Below are 22,307 nucleotides of genomic sequence, written 5' to 3' on the forward strand. Positions count from 1 at the left end.
GCGAGGTGGAATGACACCGGTCACCGCGAGCAGGTCGCGGAACTCGCGGGCGGTGAGGATGAATTCCTCCGGGGTGTGCGACGCATGCTGGACGAAGCCAGGGCATGGCGGCTGCGGTGGGCTGAACTCGGTGCACCCGGGCCCTCGCCGCCCACATGCGGCGAGGGCCGGGGGCTTCAGTGCCGCTCGAAGACCGCCACCGTGCGGGGTGGGACCGTGAAAGTGCCCGAGTTGGGGTCGTAGGACGAGGTCTTCACCACCGGGTCCGAGCCGTTCGCTTGACGGCCGTGCAGGGCGTAGGCCGTACCCGCCAGTGAAGCAACCGTCTGCTTCTGCCGGTCGGGCGTGGCGTTGAAGACGACGACCAGCCTGCCGAGCTTCATGGTGATGACGCCCGGGGTCTCGTCCTTGCCCGACAGGGGGAAGGAGAGGGCGGATTGGACCTCCGCTGTGGTGGCCAGGCTGAACTCGCGCTCACTGGTGCGGATCCTCAGCAGGTCCCGGTACGCCGCCGAGGAACCCGTGATCTCCGGGCAACCGGGGCGCAGGGCGGGTTCGGCCAGGAGTGGCTTGGCGTACGGCCACTTGGGCTTGTTGTCCGCCGCCGGAGGCAGCCCGCGGCCGAACCCGTTGCCGGCCGGGGCACACGTCCAGTGGATGGCGTTGAACCAGTCGCCGCTGTCGTAGGAGTTGCGGTCCAGCGACTTCGAGCGCAGCAGGTCCGTCCCTGACTGGGAGAGCGCCGGGCCCTGGGAGAGGGCGGCCGTGGCCATCGCCAGGACCTGCATCCTGGCCCGGTCGGCGGCCGAAGTGCCCTTCGGGAGCTTGAAGGCCAGGGCGTCATAGAGCGTCTCGTTGTCGTGGGCGTCGGCGTAGGCGAGGGCATCGCCGGGTGCAGCGGCGTAACCGGCCGGGGCGCCGTTGTAGTCGACCTCCGAGCCCTTGACGTGCTTGCCACCGCTGTCCGTAAAGGAGTAGTCGGCGAGGTTGCCCGTCAGCCCCACCTTGATCAGGTCCTGGTAGTGGAGGAGACGTGACCTCTGTTCTGCCGTACTGCCGTTGGCCGGAGAGCCGTTAGGGGTGGTGAAGAGGCCCGACGCGAAACCCTGGATGCGGGGATCCTCGTCGAACGGCCCGCCGCCCCGCACCGCGTCACGGGCGCGGTCGGAGAAGGTGGCGATGCCGGTGCCCGCCATGTTCTTCTGCGTGGCCTGGACGAAGCGGGCGTCGTTCGCGATCTCGCCGAAGTTCCAGCCCTCGCCGTAGAGGATGATCTTCTTGCCGTCGATCCCGTCCCTCTCGACGGTCAGGGCGTCGAGCGCCCTGCGGACGGCGAGGATGTTGGCCTTCGGATGGTGGCCCATGAGGTCGAAGCGGAAGCCGTCGACCTTGTACTCCTTCGCCCAGGTGACGACGGAGTCGACGACGAGCTTGCCCATCATGGCGTTCTCGGGTGCGGTGTTGGCGCAGCAGGTGGAGGTGGCGACGGTGCCGTCCGCAAGCAACCGCTGGTAGTAGCCGGGCACGATCCGGTCCAGCACGGACTTCTCGTGCTGGCCGCCGGCCACCGTGTGGTTGTAGACGACGTCCATGACGGTGCGCAGCCCGGACTCGTTGAGCCCCTGGACCATCCGACGGAACTCGACGGTCCGGCCCGGGCCGTCCGGATCACTCGCGTACGACCCCTCCGGCACGGTGTAGTGCAGCGGGTCGTAGCCCCAGTTGTACGCGTCCGAGGCCGCGGCCTTGCCGATGCACTCCTGCTGCTTCTCGGAGTCGGGGGCATACGAACCCAGGTCGCAATCGGGCTGTGCCTGGTCGGCCTTCCGCTCCGGAATGGTGCCGATGTCGAACGCCGGCAGCAGATGGACGTACGAGGTGCCGGCCTCGGCCAGCTTCCGCAGATGCGTCATCCCGGCCGAGCCGCGGTCGGTGAAGGCCAGGTACTCCCCCGGGTGCTTCGATGCATGGTCCGCGATCGAGAAGTCGCGGATGTGCAGCTCCTGGATCTGTGCATCGCGCAGTGCCACGGCCAACGGCTTCTTCAGCGTCGACCAGCCCTTGGGGGCGAGCTTCGGGTCCGCGAGATCGACGACCAGGCTGCGCCGGGAGTCAGCCGTGAGGGCTGTGGAGTACGGGTCGGTGACCTTGTTGGTGACGAGCTTCTGGACGGACGGTGCCCAGACGGTCACGGCGTAGCGGTACGGCTTACCCCGCCAGCTCGCGGCGCCCGCGACGCTCCACACGCCGCTCGCCCCGTCCCGCCGCATCGGCACCGTCCTGCCGTCCAGGTCGAGCGACACTCTCCGCGCGGTGGGCGCCCAGACCGACAGGGTGGGTCGGCCGTTGCGGAACACCGGGCCGAGCTTCGCATGGGCGGCTTCGCCCGCGTACAGGTCGTCGAGCACGCCTGCGATCTGCACGCCCGTCGCCGCGAGCAGCTCTCCGGAGGCCGCCCGCTGCGTGGCAGTGAGCTGGCCCCTGAGCGCCGTACGGATCCTGTCCCGGTCGCGCGGGTCCACGGTGAAGGCCGGATAGTCCTTCAGGTGCGGGTACTTGGCCTTCTGCGCATCCGTGAGCGACGACGGGCTCAGGCGCAACCGGTGGCCCTCGCCCGACAGCGCACCGCCCTCGACGGTGACGCCGCCCTCTGGGGCGTAGCCGAGCTGCTGACGGGTGGCGTCCGTGGCCTGCACCTTCCAGACCACGGTGTCCCGGTCGATCCACTGCGCCTCGGCTTTGGTGAGGTCGAGGTCGTCCCGGACGGCGTACGCAGGCGAGGGCGCCCCGTTCGCCTCCGCGGCGGGCGGAAGCAGGGGCGCGAGCGCCACGCAGAGCGCTGCCGCGGTGGCGGCCGCACTGCGCAGGGAAGAACCATTCACAGTCGGCATCTCCTTTGGACGGGTACGTGGCATGGGTTGGCCACTACCTATGCACCGGCGCTTCGCGCCGGTCTTCCACCCACCCGCCCCACATTTGGCGCGGGTGGGTGGGAAGTGGCCGCGCCGCAGGCGCGGTTCGGGTGCGGACGACGGGGCGTGGATTACCCGCAGGTGCGCGCACCGACGTGCAGCGCGAGCGCCGTGTTCGCGCCGAGCGTCGCGGTGAACTGGCCGGAGTCGTTCACCGTGACGCTCCGGTTGGCCTGCACATCGCAGTAGCCGCCCGCCGGGAGCGACGTCTGGTACGTACGGGTGAGCGGCCCGGCTTCGTGGTTGATGGCGACGAAGCCCTTGTCGCCCCGCCCGAAGGCGATGGCGTCATTGCCGTTGTCCCACCAGTCGGTGACGCCGGTGCCGCGCACGGCATTGCGGAAGGCGACCATCTTCCTGATCTCGGGCCACTTGTGCTGGCACTTCCACCCGTCCTGCCAGCAGGCGTCGACCGTGCCGCCGTTCGGTGGCCCGGCGTCGCGGTCGCTGAACTCGTAGCCGGAGTGCACGTCCGGGGCTCCGTACGGCCAGGCCAGCATGAAGACGTTGGCCAGCGTGTAGTTGGCGCCGTCCTTGTAGCTGAGCGTGTCGCCACCGCGCTCGGTGTCGTGGTTGTCCACGAAGACGGCGGACTTGCCGCTCTCCATGTACCCCCAGCCCTCGCCGTAGTTCTTGAGGTACGCCAGCCGCTCGTCGTTGAAGACCCGCTTGAGGTCGCGGGCGTAGCGGAACTCCTGCACATCGCCGGTGCCCTGGTACTCGGTCGGCGACACGGCCTCGCCCGCGCCGTAGACCGTCTCCTGCTTCCAGTACGCGCCGGGGTTGCTGAGCCTGCCTTTGATGGCGGACAGGTCCGCGACCGGAACGTGCTTCGCGGCGTCGATGCGGAAGCCGTCGACGCCCAGCGACAGCAGATCGTCGAGATAGGCGGCGATCCGGGAGCGGACGTACTCCTCGCCCGTGTCCAGGTCCGCCAGTTTGAGCAGCTCGCAGTGCTGGACGTGGTACCGGTCCTGGTAGTTGCTGACCTCATGGCGGCAGTCGTCCAGGTCCCAGCCCGCGTATGTGCCCGGGTAGTCGTACTTCGTGTACGACGAGCCGCCGGTGCCCGTGCCCGAGCCGGCCGTCATGTGGTTGATCACGGCGTCGGCGACCACCTTCACGCCGGCCCCGTGGCAGGCGTCGACCATCTTCTTGAAGGCGGCGCGGTCGCCGAGCCGCCCGGCGATCTGGTAGCTGACGGGCTGGTACGAGGTCCACCACTGGGGACCCTGGACATGCTCCTGGGGCGGCGAGACCTGGACGTAGCCGTAGCCGGCCGGACCCAGTACATCCCGGCATTCCCGGGCAATCGAGTCGAATCGCCACTCGAAGAGCACGGCGGTGACGTCCTTGCTCCCCGGCGGCGACGCCTGCGCCCGGGGGGTCGCGGCGGGCGCGGTGAGGACTGCCGCCGACGTGACCGCCACTGCGGCCGCGAGGGCGAGGGCGGCCGCCAGAGATCTCCTGGCCATGATTCCTCCTGCGTGGGGGGAGGTGCGGGTGATGGTGCAGCCTTGTGGCAACGCGCCATGCCCGTAAGGCCATTGGAATGATGGTTCTTGCAGCAAGCCGACAGCGGCTTTCCGCGTCCGAGACCGTACGAGCCTCAACCATTCGGGTCAAGACCCAGGACACAAGGGGGTCACAGCCCGGAAATCTCGGGGGTTTCTCGCTGCAAGCTCTTTCGCAAGGCTTGCAGCCCTGTTACCTTCCTGCCCAGCCCGGGCCGCCAGGGACAGGCGGCACGCAGAAACCCGAAGACGGGCGATCCGGGCCTTCTTCGATCAGGAGTACCTATGCGACGTGGCATATCGATCGCCGCCGCGGTCACCGCTGTGACCCTCGGCGCGGCCGCCTGCGGTGGCGGCAGTGGAGGCAACGCGAGCGACGGGTCCAAGGCCGCCAAGGACCCGGGCAGCGTCTCCGGCACCGTGACCTGGTGGGACACCTCCAACGAGGCCGAGGGCCCGGCGTACGAGAAGCTGGTGCAGGACTTCTCGGCGAAGTACCCGAAGATCAAGGTCAAGCGGGTCCCGGTGTCCTTCGACGCCGCCGAGCAGAAGTTCAAGACCGCCGCCCAGTCGGGCAAGGGCGCGCCCGATGTGATGCGTACGGACGTGGGCTGGACCGCCGGTTTCGCCAACCTCGGGTATCTGCAGCCGCTTGACGGCACGGCGGCCCTGGAGGGCGCGGACGACTTCCTCCCCGGTCCGATGTCGACTGCCACATACAAGGGCCAGACGGTCGGCGTCCCGCAGGTCACCGACACCCTCGGTCTCCTCTACAACAAGGAGATCTTCAAGAAGGCCGGGATCGCGAAGCCTCCGGCCACCTGGGACGAGTTCATCGAGACCGCGAAGACCATCAAGAAGAAGACCGGCATCGCGGGCACCCAGCTCAACCCCGAGGGTTACTTCTCCCTGCCGTTCGTCTACGGCGAGGGCGGCGACATGCTCGACGTCAAGGGCAAGAAGATCACCGTGAACTCCCCCGAGGCCGTCAAGGGCGTTGAGACCGCCGTAGAGATGGTCGAGTCCGGCGTCTCGCTGAAGCCGGCCACCACCGACGGCTACGTCAACATGCAGACCGCCTTCAAGGACGGCAAGGTCGCCATGGTGGTCAACGGCCCCTGGTCGACCGCCGAGGACTACACCGGCAAGGCTTTCAAGGACAAGGACAACCTCGGCATCGCGCCCGTCCCGGCCGGTTCCACGGGCAAGGGCGCAGCCCCGATCGGCGGCCACAACTACACGATCTACCGAGGCACCAAGAACCTCGACGCCGCTCTCCTCTTCGTGAAGTTCATGACCTCCGCCACGAGCCAGGAGTACACCGCCACCGAGCTGGGCACGCTGCCGACCCGGAAGTCGGCCTACACCGAAGAGGTCACGGCCGACCCGGTCAAGAAGGCGTTCCAGGGCGCCCTCGCCATGTCCAAGGCGCGCCCCGCCATCCCCGGCGTCGGTGACCTGTTCGTCGCCTTCGACCAGCACTACGTGAAGATCCTGCGCGGGCAGGCCACCCCGAAGGCCGGGCTCGACGCCCTCGCCGAGGAGTGGAAGTCCAAGCTGATCAAGGACTACGAGATCGCCGGCCAGTAACCGACACCAACCCCGGCTCGGTCGGCCGGAGGTCCCTCCCACCTCGCGCGGGAAGGACCCACGCGCCCGGCCGGCCGAGCCGGTCCCGTCCCCGTCGCAGAACCGCAGAAAGCCGGAACCATGACCACAGCCGACACCTTGCCCGGTGGCATCGAGCCGACGGAAGCGCCCGCGGGCTCCGGCCCGAAGCGGCCGCAACGCCCCGGGCTGCTCACCCGGGCCCGGCGCTCGTACCGGAGCCACTGGTACGCCTGGGCGATGGTGCTGCCCGTCGTCGTGGTGCTGGCCGTGCTCGTCGGCTACCCGCTCGGCCGCGGCATCTTCCTGTCCTTCACGGACGCCAACGAGGCCAACATCGGCCGGGTGATCGGCGACTTCGAGGTCCCGGCGACCTACAAGTTCATCGGCCTCGACAACTACTGGAACATCCTCTCCGGCCGGGAGGGGTCGTTCTACCCGCGGCTGACATGGACCGTGATCTGGACCGCGAGCTGTGTGTTCCTGCACTACACGATCGGCCTGGGTCTTGCGATGCTGCTCAACCGGCCGGTCCGGGGGCGGTCCCTGTACCGGGTGCTGCTGATCCTGCCCTGGGCCGTCCCGGCGTTCGTCGCCGCCTTCGCCTGGAAGCTGATGTACAACACCGACAACGGTGTGCTCAACGCGCTGCTCGGCAAGGTGGGCATCGGCGCGGTCGACTGGCTCGGCGACCCCACGATCCAGAAGATCTCGGTCATCGCCGTCAACACCTGGCTGGGCGTGCCGTTCATGATGGTCGCGATCCTCGGCGGGCTGCAGGCGATCCCGAGGGAGTTGCACGAGGCGGCCGAGATGGACGGCGCCTCGCCCTGGCAGCGGTTCCGGAATGTGACGCTGCCGGGCCTGCGGCCGGTCAGCAGCACCATCATCCTGCTGGGCACCATCTGGACCTTCAACATGTTCCCGATCATCTATCTGGTGATCGGCCAGGCGGGCGGCACCGAGAGCGAGATCCTCGTGACGTACGCCTACCGGCTGGCCTTCCAGGGCGTACGGGACTACGCGGCCTCCGCCTCGTACGGCATCGTCATCCTCTCCCTGCTGCTGGTCTTCTCCGTCTTCTACCGCAAGCTGCTAACCCGTCAGGAGGCGGTCCGATGAGTGCCCCCGCCGTACGCGTCCGTGGGCGCGGCGAGCGCTCCACGGGAGCCTCGGTCGCCCTGCACGCCACGCTCGTGCTGGCCTCGCTGATCGCGCTGTTCCCCGTCGTCTTCATCGTGCTGGTTTCGCTGCGCGGCGAGAACGGCTGGACCCACCCCACCGAGCTGACCGGGTTCACCCTCGCCAACTACGGTCATGTGCTGGGCGACACCGCATTCCTGCCGTGGTTCGCCAACTCGGTCGTCGTGGCCGCAGGCACGATGCTGGTCGGCGTCCTCATCGCGGCGAGCGCCGGCTACGCCCTCTCCCGGATGCGCTTCCCCGGCCACGGGTCGCTGATGTGGTCCTTCCTGCTCTTCCAGATGTTCCCGGTCGCGGTGCTGATCGTGCCGCTCTACAACACCCTGGGAAAGCTGGGCCTGCTGGACAGCTACGGCGGCCTGATCCTCACCTACTGCTCGGTGGCCGTGCCGTTCTGCGCCTGGATGCTGAAGGGCTACTTCGACACCATCCCGGCCGAGATCGACGAGTCGGGGCGGGTCGACGGCCTCACCCCGTTCGGCACCTTCTGGCGGCTGATCGTCCCACTGGCCCGGCCGGGCCTGGCCGTGACCGCCTTCTACACCTTCCTCACCGCGTGGAGCGAGGTCGCCTTCGCCACCCAGTTCATGAGCAGCGAGGAGAACTACACCCTCGCCGTGGGTCTGCAGACCTTCGTCGGACCGCACCGGGCCGAGTGGGGTCTGATGACCGCCTCGTCCGTACTGATCATGGTCCCGGCCGGGCTGCTGTTCTTCTACGCCCAGAAGCACCTGGTCGCCGGACTCACCGCGGGCGGCACCAAGGGCTGAGCCACGCACCGTCCGTCATCCCCGCGCATCGACCCGCATCGTCAAGCCACCGCACCTGTTGCCCCGTTGGTTGGGCCTACCCGATAGGGACGCACCATGACCCAGGACCTCGCCCCGTCCGTCCGCGAGCACACCGCCGAGCCCCAGGCGGCCGGCTGGTGGCGCAGCGCCGTCATCTACCAGGTGTACGTGCGCTCGTTCGCGGACAGCGACGGCGACGGCATCGGCGATCTGCGGGGGATCCGCGAGCGCCTGCCGCACCTCGCCGACCTGGGCGTGGACGCCGTCTGGCTCACCCCCTTCTACGCCTCCCCGCAGGCCGACGGCGGATACGACGTGTCCGACTACCGCGCCGTGGACCCGCTGTTCGGCGATCTGTCGGACGCGGACGACCTGATGCGCAGAGCCCATGAGCTCGGTCTGAAGGTGATCGTGGACATCGTCCCGAACCACACCTCGGACCAGCACGTGTGGTTCCGGGCCGCGCTCGCGGAGGGGGCGGGCGCGGCATCCCGGGACCGCTACCACTTCCGGCCCGGCAAGGGTGTGGCCGGCGAACTGCCGCCGAACGACTGGGAGTCGGTCTTCGGCGGCCCGGCCTGGACCCGTACGACCGAGCCCGACGGCACCCCGGGCGAGTGGTACCTCCACCTCTTCGCCCCCGAGCAGCCCGACCTCAACTGGAACAACCAGGAGGTACGAGAGGAGTTCGAGTCGATTCTGCGCTTCTGGCTGGACCTGGGCGTGGACGGCTTCCGGATCGATGTCGCGCACGGCATGGTCAAGGCGCCGGACATGCCGGACATCGGGGCCCGCGAGCAGGCGAAGATGATCGGCGCGCAGGTGCTGCCGTTCTTCGACCAGGACGAGGTGCACGAGATCCACCGCTCCTGGCGGAGGCTGCTGGACTCCTACGGCGACGGCCGGATCGGGGTCGCCGAGGCGTGGGCGCCGAGCTCCGACCGGCTGGCGCTGTACGTACGCCCGGACGAGCTGCACCAGGCGTTCAACTTCCACTTCCTGACCTGCCCGTGGGAAGCGGAGGCGATGCGCTCGGTGATCGACGAGTCGCTGGCCGCGACGGCCTCCGTCGGCGCGCCCACGACCTGGGTGCTCTCCAACCACGACGTCGTACGGCACACCACCCGCTATGGGGGCGGCGAGCCGGGTCTGCGCCGAGCGCGTGCCGCCGCGCTGCTGATGCTGGCGCTGCCCGGGTCCACGTACGTCTACCAGGGCGAGGAACTGGGTCTGCCGGAGGTCGTGGACCTGCCCGACGAGGTGCGCCAGGACCCCGCGTTCTTCCGCGGGACAGGACAGGACGGCACGCGCGACGGCTGCCGGGTGCCGATCCCGTGGTCGGGCGAGGAGGCGCCGTACGGTTTCGGGCCGGGCGGCAGCTGGCTGCCGCAGCCCGCCGAGTGGCGCGAGCTGTCGGTCGAAGCGCAGTCCGGCGACCCGCGCTCCACGCTGGAGCTGTACCGCTCGGCGCTGGCGCTGCGCCGGCGGCTGCCGGGGCTCGGCGACGGCGAGATGAGCTGGCTGGACGCGCCGGACGGGGTGCTCGCGCTGTCCCGCCCCGGTTTCGTCTGCATCCTCAACACCCTGGACCGGGAGGTGGAACTCCCGGTGCCGGGACGGCCGGTGCTCGCCACCGCGGCCCTGCACTTCACCGGCGGGAGTGTCCACATTCCGGCCGACACCTGCGTCTGGTGGGCGGTCTGAGATGCGACCGGTACAGTCCAATCCTGTGACCGCGCGGCTCGCTGACATCGCAGCCCAGGCGGGAGTCAGCGAAGCAACAGTCAGCCGGGTCCTCAACGGCAAGCCGGGCGTCGCAGCGACCACCCGCCAGTCCGTGCTGGCCGCGCTGGACGTGCTGGGCTACGAGCGGCCGGTGCGGCTCCGGCAGCGCAGCGCGGGCCTGATCGGGCTGATCACACCGGAGCTGGAGAACCCGATCTTCCCGGCCTTCGCCCAGGTCATCGGGCAGGCGCTCACCCAGCAGGGATACACACCGGTGCTCGCCACCCAGACCCCGGGCGGCTTCACCGAGGACCAGCTCACCGAGATGCTGGTGGACCGGGGGGTCTCCGGGATCATCTTCGTCTCCGGGCTGCACGCCGACACCTCGGCCGACATGGAGCGGTATGAGCAGCTGCGCGGCCAGGGCGTGCCGTTCGTTCTGATCAACGGCTTCTCCTCCAAGGTGCAGGCGCCGTTCGTCTCGCCCGACGACCGGGCGGCGATGCGGCTCGCGGTCACGCACCTCGCGGCGCTGGGGCACGAGCGGATCGGGCTGGCGCTGGGGCCCAAGCGGTTCGTACCGGTGCAGCGCAAGATAGAAGGCTTCCTGCGCAGCATGGACGAGCAACTGGGCCTGTCCGCCGGTGATGCGGAGTCGCTGGTGCAGCACTCCCTGTACACCCTGGAGGGCGGGCAAGCGGCCGCCTCGGCGCTGATCGACCGGGGCTGTACGGCGGTGGTGTGCGCGAGCGACATGATGGCGCTCGGCGCGATCCGGGCCGCCCGCCAGCACGGCCTGGAGGTGCCGAGCGACATCTCGGTGATCGGTTTCGACGACTCCCCGCTGATCGCCTTCACCGATCCGCCGCTGACCACGATCCGTCAGCCGGTCCCCGCGATGGGGCAGGCGGCGGTCCGCGCGCTGCTCGAGGAGATCGCCGGGACGCCCGCCCCCCACAGTGAGTTCGTCTTCCTTCCCGAGCTGGTCGTGCGGGGTTCAACTGCGGCGGGGCCCAAGGGGCACTAGGGCATGCCAAGGCGTAGCGTGGGTGAAGAGGAACCGACCGATGGATGATCGGTAGCAGGCGAGTATCTGGCAGACTGTCGCGCTATGGGTGAAGCGACTGTGAGGACTCTGGAAGGCCGCCGCACGGCCACTCCGCCACCCATCGAGGAGCGTTCGGCCCCTCCGTCGCAGCTGCGGCGATCCTGGGTCGACCGGCTGCGGACTCCTCACAGACCCCGCCTGTGGTTCGAGATTCTGCTGATCGCCGTGAGCTACTGGACGTACTCGCTGATCCGCAATGCCGTCCCGGAGCAGAAGGTCGAGGCGCTGCGCAACGCCAACTGGATCTGGCGCGCGGAGGAGGCCCTCGGCATCGCCGTGGAGAGAACGGTCAACCGCGCCGTGAACTCGGTGGAATGGCTGATCGTGGGCATGAACTACTACTACGCGACCTTGCATTTCATCGTGACCGTCGCGGTGCTCGTGTGGCTTTACCGCTGGCATCCGGGGCGTTACGCAGCGACGCGGATGGTCCTCTGCATCACCACGGGTGTCGCCCTGCTCGGCTACTACCTCTACCCTCTCGCCCCGCCGCGGCTGATGTCGGGCCGGGGCTTCATCGACACCGTGCTGGTGCATGAGACATGGGGGTCGATGGCGTCCGGCAACCTGGCCAACATGTCCAACCAGTACGCGGCGATGCCCTCGATGCACATCGGCTGGTCGGTGTGGTGCGGGATCACGATAGTGATGCTGTCCCGGGTGATGTGGGTGCGGATGCTCGGCATCTGCTACCCGACGCTCACCCTGGTCGTGATCGTGGCGACGGCGAACCACTTCTGGCTGGACGCGGTGGGCGGGGTGCTCTGCCTGTCCTTCGGCTACCTGCTGTCGTACGCCTGGTACGGGCGGGTACCGCACCGGTTGCCCCGCCAGGTGACGATGCAGCCCGAACTCAGAACCGCGGTCTGAGCGGTTTGAGCCCCGCGGTGGGGCATCCTCACGGCCGTCGAGCGGGCCTCTCCAGGGGGCATCTCCTGGGGTTCCCCAGGCCGTAGGCCAGGGGCCTACCTCGCCAGCAACCACTGGGGTAGCTGGGAGCGGCGCGCTAGCCCGGGGCGATCGGCCGCACAAAGGCCCTGGCGGGCCAGACGCCGCTACGCGCCGTAGAACAGCTCGTCCACGACCGACCGGGCACGCCGGGTGACGCGCCGGTAGTCGTCCAGCATCTCGCCGCTGCCGCCGGACCCCGGCTTCCGCCCGGCGGCGGCCGGGCCGTAGCCCAGATAGCGCCCGACCGCCGCAAGCTCGCGGCTGTCAGTCGGGAAGGTGTCGCCGGGCCGCCCGCGGACCAGCATCACCGCGTTGCGGACCCGGGTGGCGAGGACCCACGCCTCGTCCAGGATCTGCGCGTACTCGGTACTGATGAGCCCGGCCGCGTGGGCCGCGTGCAGCGCCTCGCGGGTATGCGGGGTGCGCAGGCCGGGCTCGGCCCAGCCGTGCTGCAGCTGCAGCAGCTGTACGGTCCATTCGACGTCGGACAGCCCGCCGCGGCCCAGCTTGGCGTGCAAGGTGGGGTCGGCACCGCGCGGCAGCCGCTCGTACTCCATGCGGGCCTTGAGCCGCCGGATCTCCCGTACGGCGTCCTCGCCCAGGCCTTCCGCCGGGTACCGCAGCGGGTCGACCAGCTCGATGAACCGCGCTCCCAGCTCCGGGTCGCCCGCCACGGGCTCGGCGCGCAGCAGCGCCTGGCTCTCCCACACCAGGGACCAGCGCCGGTAGTAGGCGGCGTAGGAGGTCAGGGTGCGCACCAGCGGGCCGGATTTCCCCTCGGGGCGCAGATCGGCGTCGATCAGCAGCGGCGGGTCGGCGCTGGGCAGCTGGAGCAACCTGCGCATCTCGTTGGCAACGGCGACGGCGGCCCGTACCGCCTCCTGCCCGTCCACGCCGTCCCGCGGCTCGTGCACGAACAGCACGTCCGCGTCGGAGCCGTAGCCCAGTTCATGGCCGCCGAACCGGCCCATGCCGATCACGGCGAAGCGGGTGGGCAGCTCGTCGCCCCAGGTGTCGTGCACCGCGGCCCGCAGGGCGCCCGCGATGGTGGCGGCGGTCAGGTCGGTGATCGCGCTGCCGACCACGTCGACCTCGTGCCCTGCAACCGAGGAGTACGCGCCTTCCGCGGCCGGGGCACTCTCGAGGGCGTACGCCCCGACGATGTCGGCGGCGGCCGTGCGGAACAGCTCGCGGCGCCGTACGCCACGGGCCGCGGCGACGGCCTGCTCGGCCCCGTCGGCCCGGCCGACTGCCGCGAGAATCTCCTGCTCCAGGTGCGCCCGGCCGCGGGGCGCCAGCTCGTCGGGGCCGCCGAGCAGGGCGACCGCCTCGGGGGCGCGCAGCAGCAGGTCGGGGGCGAAGCGGCCGGCCGACAGCACCCGGGCCAGGTTCTCGGCGGCCGCGCCCTCGTCTCTGAGCAGCCGCAGGTACCAGGGTGTCTTTCCCAGGGCGTCGGACACCTTGCGGAAGTTCAGCAGTCCCGCGTCGGGGTTGGCGGAGTCGGCGAACCAGCCCAGCAGCACCGGCAGCAGCGTGCGCTGGATCGCAGCCTTGCGGGTGACGCCCGAGGCCAGGGCCTCCAGGTGCCGCAGGGCCGCGGCCGGGTCCGCGTAGCCGAGCGCCTCCAGCCGCTGGCGGGCGGCACGCGGGCTGAGCCGGGCCTCGCCGGGCTCCAGCCGGGCGACGGCGTCGAGCAGCGGCCGGTAGAAGATCTTCTCGTGCAGCCGCCGCACTTCGCGGGCGCGCCGCCGCCACTCGCCGGTGACCGTGGTCACGGGGTCGGTGCGCAGTCCCAGGGAGCGGCCTAGGCGACGCAGATCGACCTCGTCCTCGGGGACGAGGTGGGTCCGGCGCAGCTTGTACAGCTGGATGCGGTGTTCCATCGAGCGGAGGAAGCGGTAGGCCCGGTCGAGGGCGGCGGCGTCCGTCCGTCCCACGTAGCCCCCGGCGGCGAGCGCGGACAGCGCGTCCAGGGTGGTGCTGCTGCGCAGCGTGGCATCGGTGCGGCCGTGCACGAGCTGCAGCAGCTGGACCGCGAACTCCACGTCGCGCAGCCCGCCGGGGCCGAGCTTGAGCTCGCGCTCCACATCGGCGGCGGGGATGTTGTCGACGACCCGGCGGCGCATCTGCTGCACGTCGGGGACGAAGTTCTCGCGCTCGGCCGCCTGCCAGACCAGCGGCGAGACCGCGTCCACGTACTCCTGGCCGAGGGCGACGTCGCCGGCGACCGGGCGGGCCTTGAGGAGGGCCTGGAACTCCCAGGTCTTCGCCCACCGCTGGTAGTAGGCGAGATGGCTGGAGAGCGTCCGGACGAGCGGGCCGTTGCGGCCCTCCGGGCGCAGGTTGGCGTCCACGGGCCAGATGGTGCCCTCGGCGGTGGAGTCGGAGCAGATCCGCATCATGTGCGAGGCGAGCCGGGTGGCGGACTGGAGGGCCTTGGCCTCGTCGGCGCCGTCCGCGGCCTCGGCGACGAAGATGACGTCCACGTCGGAGACGTAGTTGAGCTCGTTGCCGCCGCACTTTCCCATGGCGATCACCGCGAGCCGGCAGGCGGCGTCGTCGTCCTCGGCGTGCAGCGCGGCGATGCGGAGGGCGGCGCGGAGCGTGGCGGTCGCCAGGTCGGCCAGCTCGGCGGCGGTCTCGGCGACGTCGATCGTCCCGCAGACGTCCCGGGCGGCGATGGTGAGCAGACAGCGGCGGTAGGCGGCGCGCAGCGTGTCAGGGTTCGCGGCGTCGGCCAGGCAGCGCTCGAAGTCGTCGATCCCCGGGTGCAGGTCCGCGGACTCGTACGTGACCAGGGCGTGCCAGTCGAGCGGGTGCCGGCTGAGGTGGTCGGCGAGGGCCTCGGACGCGCCGAGGACGCCGAGCAGCCGGTCGCGCAGCGGCTTGGCGGAGACGAGGGTGTCGAGCAGCGTCTGGGCCTCCGTCCGCCGCCCGCTCGTTCCGGATGCCGCCCGCACTTCGTCCCGCAGGGACAGCGCCTCCACCAGGCGCACCAGCCCCGTCAGCGCGAGATCGGGATCGGCCGTCGCGCCGAGCGCGTCGAGCAGCACGGGGTCGGAACGGACGGTGGAGAACTCGGGGGCGTCCAGCAGCCGTTCCGCGGTGGACGGATCGGTGAATCCGTGCCGGAGCAGCCGGGTGAAGGTACTGCTGGTGCGTCCCTGTGATACGGACATCGCCTCGTCTCCCGTCCGTCGAGCCGCGCCCCGTCGGATCCGGTGCCGAGCCTAACCGTCCGGGTGGGCGGACGCGGTTGCGAGGTCACCACCTCTACGAGCTTACGAACCTCCGGCCCTGACCAGCTACGGGACGCCCTCGATCCGCGCCGCAACCAGCTCCAGGCTCAGGGCCGCGGCCTGCCCGGCTTCCTCTTCGGGTTCGGGCGTGGCCAGGGCCTCAGCCAGCTCTGCCCGAGCGATGCCCCGTCGATCCAGCACCGCCTCGGCCTGCTGGAGCTTGGCCAGAATCCGGTCCGCCTCCGCACGAAGTGCTTCAACCCGCACGCGGGCATCCGCCTCCCGCGCCCCCAGCAAGCCCATGACGGAAGCCATCGGGCCCCTCCGTGTCATTCAGGAGCGACAGAACAGCCCATCTCTCCCTTGGCGACCTGGAGTTCATGCCTGACCAGCGAAGACCAGAAGATCACGTTCGATGCGACAACGGCTTCTCAGACCAGATGGGCCACCGCCTGCGGCGCCGCCGCGACGGCGGACACCCACCCGCCTTCGACCCAGAGGTCTAAAAGCAGCGCAACACCGTCGAACGTCAGCCGGTTCGCAGTTCCTCCGGCGCGGTGCTGGTCCGGAGGAACAGCAGTCCGGCGCCCATGGTCGCCAGCACCAGGGCCAGCGCGCCGACTCCCAGGACCCCTATTTCGGCGAGCGGGAAATCGGCCACGCGCACCACTTCGGGTATCTCCACCAGTCGCCCGCGGATCCCATCGTCGTCCGCGCAGACCTCCCGTCCCGGTGTGCAGCTTTCCACGGTCCATGGCCCGGATTTGGCCTCCGACCCGAGCCCCCGCCCCAGCAGGGTCCCGATGGTCAGTGCCAGCACGATGGCCGGGACGGCCGGAGCGAGCATCCGCCAGGCGACCGCGCGGCTCAGCACGCCCCGGGGCACTCCGGTGGCGACCAGCGCGGCGTGGGTGTGCCGGCGGGAGAGGACGCTTTCGGCGAACGCGACGAGCAGGCCGCCGGCCGCCACGACGAGCGCCACCAGCACGGCGGTGTTCACCAGGTCCATGCTGCGGAGGTAGAAGTCGCCGTCGGCCGGGTCGGGGGTGTGCGGCCGGCCGGCGGCGGTGTCGGACAGCCGCTGCATCGCGTCGTCCGCCTCGGCCCGGGCGACGAAGAAGGCGCGCACCGCTGCCGCTCCGGCGCCGAAGACGACGGCGGCCAGCAGGGCGCCGAAGGTGCGGCTGCCGCTCCACGGGTCGGCCATCAGCTGCCGGGCGGCCAGCAGCGTGGCCGGCCGGCGGGCGAACCGGTGCAGCACGCGGCCCGCGGTGTGGGAGACCCAGGCGACCCCGAGGACCACGCCCAGCGTGGCGAGCAGCGCACCGCCGAACACCAGCACAGGCAGCGTCCACATGGGCAGGCCCGTGTCCTCCCGCCCGCCCAGGGCGGTCAGGGGCAGCCCCAGCACGTACGCGCCGACGCCGAGCGCGACGAGGATGCCGGGCCACGGCCGGGGTGCCCGCCGGCGCGCGGACCGACGGCTCACCCCGAACGGGCTCACGGTGACCGGGCGCATCAGCACCCAGGCGGCGGCCATCGCGAGCAGGGGGATACCGACGACCACGGCGATCGGCGCCACGACGGGCAGCATCACGTCGGTCGGCAGCGGCAGCATGCCGTGCTCGTCCGGCCGGTGCAGCAGTGCACGCCCGGCCAGATGGATCCCGAGGCCGGCGAGGCTGCCGAGGAGCGCCGCCGCTCCGGTCTCCGTGGCGGCGACGGCGACCGCCTGGCGGGGTGTGCCGCCCGCCAGCCGGATCGCGGAGAGCCGACGTTCGCGGGCCGGGGCGCCCAGCCGGGTGCACTGACCGGCCAGTGCCAGCACCGGGATGGTCAGCAGCAACAGGGTGAAGGCCACTCCGGGCCGCAACCCCGGCTCGCGCAACAGGGCGTTGGTGTACTGCCGGGACCACGCGTCCGATCCGTCAGCGGGCCCGAGGCCGTGGGGTGCCGGGATGGCCAGCACGGTAAGGGCGGCCAGGGCGGCGACCGCGGCGAGCGCGGCGCTGACCGCCGTGAGGAGGACGCGGAGCGTGTCGGTCCGGGTGCCGGCCAGGGCCAGCTGCAGCAAAGGCACGGGCTTTATCTCGATGCCGGGAAGACCGCCGCGGGGTTCCTGCGTGCCGACCGGGGCGTCGCCGGTCGTGGTCGGGGCGCTCACGACGCGGCCTGCGCGGTCATGCCGATCCCCGTCGGATCGACGGTGCCGTCCCGCAGAACGATCTCGCGGTCGGCGTAGCCGGCCACTCCGGCAGCGTGGGTGACCAGGACGACGGTCATGCCCTGCTCGCGGGCCAGCCGGACCACGAGGCCGAGCAGCTGCTCGCCGGCGAGCGTGTCGAGGGCGCCGGTGGGCTCATCGGCGAACAGCACCCGGGGCTCGGTGACCAGTGCCCTGGCGGCGGCGCACCGCTGCTGCTGGCCGCCGGACATCTCGCCCGGCCGGGCGTCTGCCAGCTCGTCGACACCGAGTCTTTCGAGCCAGGTCAGTGCCGCCTCACGGCTCTCGCGCCGCCCCCTGCCGGCGAGGAGCAACGGCAGCGCGACGTTCTCGGCCGCGGTGAGTTCGGGGACCAGTCGGCCGAACTGGAACAGCACCCCGAAGTCCGTGCGCCGGAGCCGGGACCGGGTCGCTTCCGAAGCAGTGTCAAGGCGCCGGCCGCCGTAGTGCACCTCTCCGGCGTCCGGGCGCAGGATGCCGGCCAGACAGTGCAGAAGAGTCGACTTGCCGCAGCCGCTCGGGCCGGTGATGGCGAGGAGTTCCCCCTCGGCCACGTCGAGATCGACGCCGTGAAGCGCGGGTGTGAGCCCGTACGACTTCACGACGCCGCGTGCCTGCAGAAGCGTCATGAGTGCACCTCCTGGTGCAGGTCGGCGACGCGGTCGAGCGTGGTTCGCAACCAACGCAAGTCGGCGTCGAGATGAGCGATGGCGAAGTCTGCGGCGATCACATCACCGAGCGACGCCGACGGGTCGGTCTTGACCGATGTCAGTTCCCGCAGTCGTACGGTGTGGGCGGCCCGTTGCGCGATGAGATAGCCACGGGCCTGGTCGCTCCCGGTCACCAGCAAGGCGACGACGACCTTGGCGAGCAGGGTGCTGGAAACGTACGGCGCCGGGGTCTCGACCGTGTCGAGCCACCCGGCCAGCGCACTGCGGCCGGCGTCGGTGATGGTGTACAGCGTGCGGTCGGGTCCTCCCTCGCGGTCGCGACCGGCCTGTTGAACGAGGCCGTCACGCTCCAGCCTGCCGAGGGTGCCATAGACCTGCCCGAACGCCAGCGGCTTTGCTCTGGGCAGGCGTTGGTCGTATGCCCGTTTGAGTTCGTAGCCGTGCTGGGGCCCAGCGGAAAGGAGCCCGAGTAGAACGTTGGCCGCCAATGACATGATCGCTACTATTCTCTGAGAGAATAGAAGATGTCAAGTTGCCTGACAGCAGCTCCGGCGCCACGCGATCCCGTACGTCGAGGGGCACGCCCGCTCGGCTCGTTCCAGCCTGGCCACATCAGGGACTGGCTGAGCGAGCTGGAACGTGCCGTACCCGCGTCGTCGTACCGCCGTGTCGTCTACGGCAGCGTCTCCGCAGTCCTCAGCTCAGTCAGCCGGAGAGCCGACGGTCGGTCCATAGACGGCCCACAGGCGGCCCAGAGCGACTAAAGACGCCTCCGGGCCGACGGTTCGAGACCGTCGGCCCGGAGTGCCGTAGAGCTGCGATGCCGGTGCTGACCTGCGGTTACAGCACCGGGAGGCTCTTGCGCAGCTCGAAGGCGGTGACCTCGGAGCGGTACTCCTCCCACTCCTGCTTCTTGTTGCGCAGGAAGAAGTCGAAGACGTGCTCACCGAGCGTTTCGGCGAGCAGCTCGCTGCGTTCCATGAGCGCGATGGCCTCGCCCAGGTTCTGCGGCAGCGGCTCGATGCCCAGCGAGCGGCGCTCGGAGTCGGACAGCGCCCACACGTCGTCCTCGGCGCCCGCCGGGAGCTCGTACTGCTCCTCGATGCCCTTGAGCCCGGCGGCGAGCAGCACCGCGTACGCCAGGTAGGGGTTGGCCCCGGAGTCGAGGGAACGCACCTCGACGCGCGTCGACCCGGTCTTCCCGGGCTTGTACAGCGGCACCCGGACCAGCGCCGAGCGGTTGTTGTGGCCCCAGCAGATGTACGAGGGGGCCTCGCCGCCCGCGCCCGCCGTGCGCTGGGAGCCGCCCCAGATGCGCTTGTAGGAGTTGACCCACTGGTTCGTCACGGCGGAGATCTCGCCCGCGTGGCGCAGCAGACCGGCGATGAAGAACTTGCCGACCTTCGACAGCTGGTACTCGGCGCCCGACTCGTGGAAGGCGTTGCGGTCGCCCTCGAAGAGCGAGAGGTGGGTGTGCATGCCCGAGCCGGGGTGCTCGGAGAACGGTTTCGGCATGAACGTCGCGTGGACCCCCTGCTCGAGCGCCACCTGCTTCATGATGAGCCGGAAGGTCATGACGTTGTCGGCGGTGGACAGCGCGTCCGCGTACCGCAGGTCGATCTCCTGCTGGCCCGGGGCGCCCTCGTGGTGGGAGAACTCCACCGAGATGCCCATGGACTCGAGCATGGTGATCGCCTGGCGGCGGAAGTCCATGCCCACGTTCTGCGGGGTGTGGTCGAAGTAGCCGGAGGAGTCGGCGGGAATGGGCCGGGAGCCGTCCACCGGCTTGTCCTTGAGCAGGAAGAACTCGATCTCGGGGTGCGTGTAGAAGGTGAACCCGAGGTCGGAGGTCCTGGCCAGGATGCGCTTGAGGACATACCGCGGATCCGCGTACGAGGGCGATCCGTCCGGCATGAGGATGTCGCAGAACATCCGGGCCGTGCCGGGGGCCTCGGCGCGCCACGGGATGATCTGGAAGGTGCTCGGATCGGGCTTGGCGATCATGTCGGACTCGTAGACCCGGGCGAAACCCTCGATGGCCGAGCCGTCGAAGCCGATGCCCTCGTCGAAGGCCTGCTCGAGCTCCGCGGGGGCCACGGCGACCGACTTCAGGAAGCCGAGCACATCGGTGAACCACAGGCGGACGAAGCGGATGTCGCGCTCTTCGAGCGTACGGAGCACAAACTCCTGCTGCTTATCCATAACTACCTATCCCTTACACGTAACCGCAGGTCAGGAGCTGATCAGGCCGCTCGCGCAGCAAGCTCGGGACATCACCCGGGGCACACCAGTATGGCTCCACTCCGTTTCGAGGGCGTTTCGCATCCGCGCACTCGGCCCTCGTCCGGACTCCGACCGCCCCACCGCAGCCCGACCACCGCAGGCGGCCCACAACATAAGTGACGAGCCGCTGGTCACGAACTCCGGTAGGGGTGCGGGAGCTTCATGGTCATGGTAAGGGACGCTCCGGACACCGGCCAGGTGATCGGTCACCGCCCGGCTGCCTGCGGGGCCCGCTGCTCGTACGCTCCGGAGGTCCCGGCACGGCCCGCGGCCTCAGGCCAGACCCTCCCGGCCGCCGTCCTGGCCCAGGCGGGGCCCGCTGCCCAGGACCGCGCGGGCCACAGCCGCGGGGTCGTCCATCATCAGCAGGTGCCCCGAGGGTGCGGAGATCCGGAACTCCCCGCCCAGCTGTGCGGCGAGCCGTCGCTGGCGCTCGAGCCAGCGCAGCTCGCGGCGCGACTCGCCCGCGGCGTACGCCGCGAGGACGGTGACCGGGACAGGGGGCAGCCGGTGCCGGGCGCGCAGCTCGGCCAGCTCCGCGGCGAGGTCCGGGTACGTCGCGTTCTCGAGCAGCCCGGCATGGAGGACCCGGCTCGTGCGGTAGCAGCGGCGTACGAACTCCTCGTCCGCGGGCTCGCGATGCCGGACGGTCGCGGTCCGGACGGCCGCGCGCCGGGCGGTGCGCCCCAGCGCGCGGGGCAGCCCGGCGGCGGAGAGCGCGGTGGCGAGCAGACGCGCGGCGCCGATCCGCAGGCCGACCGGCACGACCGGCGGCAGGGCGTCCTCCTCGACACTGGTGTCGATCAGCACGAGGCCGTCCGTCCGGTCCGGGTGGAGCCGGGCGAACGCCTCGGCGTGGAATCCGGCGAGGGAGTGGCCGACGACCGTGCAGCGGCCGGTCAGACCGAGGGCGTCGAGGACGCCCAGGATGCGGTGGGCCTCCCCGACGGCGGTGGGCGGGCGCGGGTCCGGCGCGCTGAGGCCGAGGCCGGGACGGTCGAAGCGGACCACCGTGCGGCTGGGCGCCAGCAGCGGCACGACCGGGTCCCAGTCGAACCAGCTGCTGCCCAGCCCGCCGCTGAGCACGCATACGGGCCCCTCGCCCTCGCACAGCACATGCGTGGGGACGCCGCGGATGCGCAGCATCCGACCCGGGACGCGGGTCGTACCGTTCGGGGCGCGGCTCATGGCCGGTCCCGTCCCGCGGCGCCGACCTGGCCACCGGTGCGCTCTGCCCGGCCGACGCCGTACGCCAGCAGGGCGATCCACGCCGCGAGCAGCAGCAGCTGGACCCGCTGCCCCGCCCCCAGCGCCCAGTTCCCCTCCCCCGCCTGAAAGGCGGCCACGGCGGCCAGCGTCCATACCGTGGCGAGCAGGGTCAGCGCGGCGAGCGGGGGGCCGCAGCGGGCGACCGGGGGCCACCAGCCGTAGCGGCGGGCGGCGACGGTCAGCGCGACGACCGCCGCGAGCGCTCCGGCCATCGCGAGGGTGCTGGTGACGGCGTGCGCGGCGTGGGCGACCGGCACCAGCCCGGCGCTCTCGCGGGCCGCGCACGCGGGGTCGACGGTCGGGGCGCAGCTCAGCGGCAGCCGGGAGTCGGCGACGGTGGCCGCGCCGAAGAGCGCGAGCGCGGCCCAGCCGGCAGTGGCCCAGGGGCGGCGGACCGGCCGCAGGAGCGCCAGCACGGCGGCGGCGAGGACGAGCAGCCCGGCGATCAGGTCGGTGGCGCGGAAGAGCTCGCCGAGCGGCTGGTCGGTCGCGGCGAGTTCACTGACGTACGCCCGTACGGGGTCCAGGCCGGTGGCGACGACGACCTCCGCCGCCCAGGTCGTATAGGCGACCACGGCGAGCGCGAGAAGGACGGCGATCAGCCTCGGGAGACCGGACGGCATAGTGGCGCCATGCTAATCCGGGCCGGGCCGTGGTGGCGGGGTGGAGCGGCGACCGTGGGACCGGCCGGGTGCCCCAGGCGTGGAACGGCCGCCCAGGCGTGGGAGGGGCCACACTGCACGGCCGGG

The 22,307-nt window shown here is 70.9% G+C and carries 15 protein-coding genes and 1 pseudogene; 6 read left to right on the forward strand and 10 right to left on the reverse strand.

What is annotated here, in order from left to right:
- Nucleotides 1-176: 176 nt before the first annotated feature.
- Together pulA and ACTWQI_RS00195 are read right to left on the reverse strand one after the other, a co-directional pair.
- A pseudogene (gene pulA / locus ACTWQI_RS00190) lies at nt 177-2,750 on the reverse strand (pullulanase-type alpha-1,6-glucosidase); the annotation flags it as partial.
- Nucleotides 2,751-3,043: 293 nt separating this feature from the next.
- Nucleotides 3,044-4,447 carry an alpha-amylase gene (locus ACTWQI_RS00195; protein WP_443266187.1) on the reverse strand — a complete coding sequence of 468 codons (1,404 nt, stop codon included), beginning with the start codon at nt 4,445-4,447 and terminating at the stop codon, nt 3,044-3,046.
- 324 nt (nt 4,448-4,771) lie between these two features.
- Here ACTWQI_RS00195 and ACTWQI_RS00200 point away from each other — a divergent pair, with 324 nt between their 5' ends.
- The 6 genes from ACTWQI_RS00200 to ACTWQI_RS00225 all read left to right on the forward strand — a co-directional run bounded on the left by ACTWQI_RS00200 (nt 4,772) and on the right by ACTWQI_RS00225 (nt 11,791).
- Entirely contained in the window at nt 4,772-6,076 is a 1,305-nt protein-coding gene (locus tag ACTWQI_RS00200; protein ID WP_443266189.1) for an extracellular solute-binding protein, read from the forward strand.
- A 120-nt stretch (nt 6,077-6,196) separates the two neighbouring features.
- Entirely contained in the window at nt 6,197-7,216 is a 1,020-nt protein-coding gene (locus ACTWQI_RS00205) for a carbohydrate ABC transporter permease (protein ID WP_443266191.1), read from the forward strand.
- Nucleotides 7,213-8,067, forward strand: a complete 855-nt coding sequence (locus ACTWQI_RS00210) for a sugar ABC transporter permease (RefSeq protein WP_443266193.1) — start codon at nt 7,213-7,215, stop codon at nt 8,065-8,067. Before ACTWQI_RS00205 ends, ACTWQI_RS00210 begins: the two co-directional genes overlap by 4 nt.
- 96 nt (nt 8,068-8,163) lie before the next feature.
- Entirely contained in the window at nt 8,164-9,792 is a 1,629-nt protein-coding gene (locus tag ACTWQI_RS00215) for a glycoside hydrolase family 13 protein (RefSeq protein WP_443266195.1), read from the forward strand.
- Nucleotides 9,793-9,817: 25 nt separating this feature from the next.
- On the forward strand, nt 9,818-10,840 hold the full coding sequence (locus tag ACTWQI_RS00220) for a LacI family DNA-binding transcriptional regulator (protein ID WP_443266199.1): 1,023 nt from the start codon (nt 9,818-9,820) through the stop codon (nt 10,838-10,840).
- 84 nt (nt 10,841-10,924) lie between these two features.
- Nucleotides 10,925-11,791 carry a phosphatase PAP2 family protein gene (locus ACTWQI_RS00225; RefSeq protein ID WP_443266201.1) on the forward strand — a complete coding sequence of 289 codons (867 nt, stop codon included), beginning with the start codon at nt 10,925-10,927 and terminating at the stop codon, nt 11,789-11,791.
- Between the two features lie 185 nt (nt 11,792-11,976).
- On the opposite strand, the gene ACTWQI_RS00230 is transcribed toward ACTWQI_RS00225, so the two are convergent.
- The 8 genes from ACTWQI_RS00230 to ACTWQI_RS00265 all read right to left on the reverse strand — a co-directional run bounded on the left by ACTWQI_RS00230 (nt 11,977) and on the right by ACTWQI_RS00265 (nt 22,181).
- Nucleotides 11,977-15,051, reverse strand: a complete 3,075-nt coding sequence (locus ACTWQI_RS00230; RefSeq protein ID WP_443266204.1) for a bifunctional [glutamine synthetase] adenylyltransferase/[glutamine synthetase]-adenylyl-L-tyrosine phosphorylase — start codon at nt 15,049-15,051, stop codon at nt 11,977-11,979.
- 126 nt (nt 15,052-15,177) lie between these two features.
- Nucleotides 15,178-15,426 (reverse strand): hypothetical protein, encoded by a 249-nt coding sequence (locus ACTWQI_RS00235; protein WP_443266206.1) that lies wholly within the window; start codon nt 15,424-15,426, stop codon nt 15,178-15,180.
- A 214-nt stretch (nt 15,427-15,640) separates the two neighbouring features.
- Complete coding sequence (locus ACTWQI_RS00240) at nt 15,641-17,275, reverse strand: hypothetical protein (protein ID WP_443266207.1); 1,635 nt, start codon at nt 17,273-17,275, stop codon at nt 15,641-15,643.
- A complete protein-coding gene (locus ACTWQI_RS00245; RefSeq protein ID WP_443266209.1) occupies nt 17,272-17,964 on the reverse strand; it encodes an ABC transporter ATP-binding protein in 693 nt (230 codons plus the stop codon). The genes ACTWQI_RS00240 and ACTWQI_RS00245 overlap by 4 nt, the downstream gene beginning before the upstream one ends.
- Nucleotides 17,961-18,500 (reverse strand): PadR family transcriptional regulator, encoded by a 540-nt coding sequence (locus ACTWQI_RS00250; protein ID WP_443266211.1) that lies wholly within the window; start codon nt 18,498-18,500, stop codon nt 17,961-17,963. Before ACTWQI_RS00250 ends, ACTWQI_RS00245 begins: the two co-directional genes overlap by 4 nt.
- A 346-nt stretch (nt 18,501-18,846) precedes the next feature.
- Nucleotides 18,847-20,208, reverse strand: coding sequence for a type I glutamate--ammonia ligase (gene glnA / locus ACTWQI_RS00255; protein ID WP_443266213.1), 1,362 nt, complete (start codon nt 20,206-20,208; stop codon nt 18,847-18,849).
- A 354-nt stretch (nt 20,209-20,562) separates the two neighbouring features.
- Nucleotides 20,563-21,477 (reverse strand): alpha/beta fold hydrolase, encoded by a 915-nt coding sequence (locus ACTWQI_RS00260; RefSeq protein WP_443266214.1) that lies wholly within the window; start codon nt 21,475-21,477, stop codon nt 20,563-20,565.
- Nucleotides 21,474-22,181 (reverse strand): DUF998 domain-containing protein, encoded by a 708-nt coding sequence (locus ACTWQI_RS00265; protein ID WP_443266216.1) that lies wholly within the window; start codon nt 22,179-22,181, stop codon nt 21,474-21,476. The genes ACTWQI_RS00260 and ACTWQI_RS00265 overlap by 4 nt, the downstream gene beginning before the upstream one ends.
- Between the last annotated feature and the right edge of the window lie 126 nt (nt 22,182-22,307).

It is taken from the genome of Streptomyces sp. KR80 (assembly GCF_052245555.1).
Classification (GTDB): Bacteria; Actinomycetota; Actinomycetes; order Streptomycetales; family Streptomycetaceae; genus Streptomyces.

Excerpts from the sequence above, each read along its gene's own strand:
- ACTWQI_RS00195 (WP_443266187.1), bottom strand. The coding sequence starts at position 4,447 with ATGGCCAGGAGATCTCTGGCGGCCGCCCTCGCCCTCGCGGCCGCAGTG.
- ACTWQI_RS00200 (WP_443266189.1), top strand. The coding sequence starts at position 4,772 with ATGCGACGTGGCATATCGATCGCCGCCGCGGTCACCGCTGTGACCCTC.
- ACTWQI_RS00205 (WP_443266191.1), top strand. The coding sequence starts at position 6,197 with ATGACCACAGCCGACACCTTGCCCGGTGGCATCGAGCCGACGGAAGCG.
- ACTWQI_RS00210 (WP_443266193.1), top strand. The coding sequence starts at position 7,213 with ATGAGTGCCCCCGCCGTACGCGTCCGTGGGCGCGGCGAGCGCTCCACG.
- ACTWQI_RS00215 (WP_443266195.1), top strand. The coding sequence starts at position 8,164 with ATGACCCAGGACCTCGCCCCGTCCGTCCGCGAGCACACCGCCGAGCCC.
- ACTWQI_RS00225 (WP_443266201.1), top strand. The coding sequence starts at position 10,925 with ATGGGTGAAGCGACTGTGAGGACTCTGGAAGGCCGCCGCACGGCCACT.
- ACTWQI_RS00230 (WP_443266204.1), bottom strand. The coding sequence starts at position 15,051 with ATGTCCGTATCACAGGGACGCACCAGCAGTACCTTCACCCGGCTGCTC.
- ACTWQI_RS00235 (WP_443266206.1), bottom strand. The coding sequence starts at position 15,426 with ATGGCTTCCGTCATGGGCTTGCTGGGGGCGCGGGAGGCGGATGCCCGC.
- ACTWQI_RS00245 (WP_443266209.1), bottom strand. The coding sequence starts at position 17,964 with ATGACGCTTCTGCAGGCACGCGGCGTCGTGAAGTCGTACGGGCTCACA.
- ACTWQI_RS00250 (WP_443266211.1), bottom strand. The coding sequence starts at position 18,500 with ATGTCATTGGCGGCCAACGTTCTACTCGGGCTCCTTTCCGCTGGGCCC.
- glnA (WP_443266213.1), bottom strand. The coding sequence starts at position 20,208 with ATGGATAAGCAGCAGGAGTTTGTGCTCCGTACGCTCGAAGAGCGCGAC.
- ACTWQI_RS00260 (WP_443266214.1), bottom strand. The coding sequence starts at position 21,477 with ATGAGCCGCGCCCCGAACGGTACGACCCGCGTCCCGGGTCGGATGCTG.
- ACTWQI_RS00265 (WP_443266216.1), bottom strand. The coding sequence starts at position 22,181 with ATGCCGTCCGGTCTCCCGAGGCTGATCGCCGTCCTTCTCGCGCTCGCC.